This window comes from Streptomyces pathocidini (genome assembly GCF_001418495.1).
Taxonomy (GTDB): domain Bacteria; phylum Actinomycetota; class Actinomycetes; order Streptomycetales; family Streptomycetaceae; genus Streptomyces; species Streptomyces pathocidini.
Window position 1 is genome coordinate 1 of the sequence record NZ_LIQY01000712.1, and the last position, 1930, is coordinate 1930.

Annotated in this window: 2 protein-coding genes; both read left to right on the plus strand. The window is 72.9% G+C overall.

Going from position 1 to position 1930, the window contains the following annotated elements; genetic code table 11:
• Positions 1 to 380 (plus strand): substrate-binding domain-containing protein (locus AOK16_RS24730; RefSeq protein WP_169790958.1); only part of this gene is annotated, 380 nt, incomplete at its 5' end.
• 183 nt (positions 381 to 563) lie between these two features.
• Complete coding sequence (locus AOK16_RS24735; protein ID WP_055474316.1) at positions 564 to 1889, plus strand: ABC transporter substrate-binding protein; 1326 nt, start codon at positions 564 to 566, stop codon at positions 1887 to 1889.
• Positions 1890 to 1930: the final 41 nt, after the last annotated feature.

Consider the following 1930-nt stretch of genomic DNA (forward strand, 5'->3'; position numbering starts at 1 on the left):
GCCTTTCGGGGGGCGGCGCCGGGCGGCGGGCGCCGCTCGACCTGGCCGCGCTGCTGCGGGAGCGCGGAGCCACGGCCGCCGTGCTGCACGGGGACGTGGACGCGCTGATGCTGGTGCAGCAACTCGCGGACAGCGGCGTACGGGTGCCGCAGGACTGCTCGGTGGTGGCGTACGACGACGTGGTGGCCGCGCTGGGCAGCACCCCGCTGACCGCCGTGGCCCCGCCGAAGACCGAGGTCGGGCGGGCGGCCGCGGAACTGCTGCTCCAGCGGCTGGCGCGGGGGCGGCAGGCGGAGGCGGGGACCGTGCGGAGGATGGAGCTGCTGCCGGAGTTGAAGGTGCGGGGATCGGCGCGGGCGGTGGCCCACGAGGCGGGCTGAGGACGGCTCGGTTGGTTGAGGGCAGCTCGGTTTGGCCGAGGGCGGCGCGGCGGACCGCTTCCGCCAACACCCCCTCCCGGGCGATCGTTTGACCGCTTGAGTTTCTTCTGATCGATCTATTGACCAGACATGGTCAGCCGATCAGGATTCCCGTGTCTCGAACAGGAGCCGCGGGAGGCGCCCATGCCCGGCCGACGAAGCCGTCGATCCGTGCTCGCCGCGATGGCCGCGCTGCCTCTGACAGGCGCCCTGGGCGCCTGCGAGGGCAGCACGCCGTCGCGTGGCACGAGCAGGACCACGCGCGTCACCTTCTGGTCCGCCCTGCGCGGCAGCCAGGAGGTGGTGGACGCGTTCAACAAGACCCACGACCACATCCAGATCGACTTCCAGCAGGTGCCAGCGGGCGGCCAGGGCGGATACGCCAAGCTGAGCAACGCCGCCCGCGCGGGCAACGCGCCGGACATCGCCACCATCGAGTACCCACAGGTGCCCGGCTTCGCGATCGACGGCGTCGCCCGCGACATCACCTCGCTGGTCGGCGAGCGGCTGCGCCGGAAGCTGCTGCCCCAGGCGCTGGACCTGACGACCTTCGAGGGCCGCGTCTTCAGCGTCCCGCTCGACGTCGAGCCGATGGTCCTGCACTACCGCGCCGACCTGTTCGACCGGTACGGGCTCGAAGTCCCGCGCACCTGGGACGAGTTCGCGGAGACGGCCCGTACGGTGCGGCGCGAGGCGCCGGGCCGGAGGCTGGTCCTCTTCCCCACCGACGGCGGGATGCAGTTCGCGGCGTACTCCTGGCAGGCGGGCGCCCAGTGGTTCGCCACCAAGGGCGGGGCGTGGAACGTCTCCCTGACGGACGGGCCGACCCGCCGGGTCGCGGACTTCTGGCAGCGGCTGATCGACGAGGACCTGGTCTTCACCAACGGGGTGGAGAGCCGGCAGAGCGACGCGCAGATCGGCGACGGGCTGGTCCTGACCCGGCTGACCGGCGCGTGGGACGCGGGCGCGCAGATGAAGGCCAGGCCCGGGCAGAAAGGGCTCTGGCGGATCGCGCCACTGCCCCAGTGGGACCCGGCCTCACCGGGTGTGGGCACGCACGGCGGCTCGACGTTCGCCATCACCAAGGACAGCAAGCACCCCGAGGCGGCCATGGAGTTCATCGAGTGGCAGGTCTCGCACCCGGACGCGCTGCGGGCACGCCTGTCCAGCGGCGCGAGCAGCCAGTACCCCGCCGCGCCGGGCCTGGTCCCCGTGGGCCGCGACGCCTTCGACCGGGACTACTACGGCGGCCAGGACATCTACCGGCTCTTCGAGGCGGAAACGGAGAAGATCCGCCACGGGTGGACCTGGGGGCCGCGCATGACCGCCACGCAGCGGGTCATGCAGGACGGCTTCGCCCAGGCCGGCGGCGGCCAGGGCACTCTCCTGGACGCCGTCCGCGCGGCCCAGAAGGGCACGATGCCGGACCTCAAGGCCCTGGGCCTGAAAACCACGGAGCACAGCACATGAACGGGAGGCCTTCCGACCCGGGCGGGCGTGCGGGCGTGCGG

Excerpts from the sequence above, each read along its gene's own strand:
- AOK16_RS24735 (WP_055474316.1), top strand. The coding sequence starts at position 564 with ATGCCCGGCCGACGAAGCCGTCGATCCGTGCTCGCCGCGATGGCCGCG.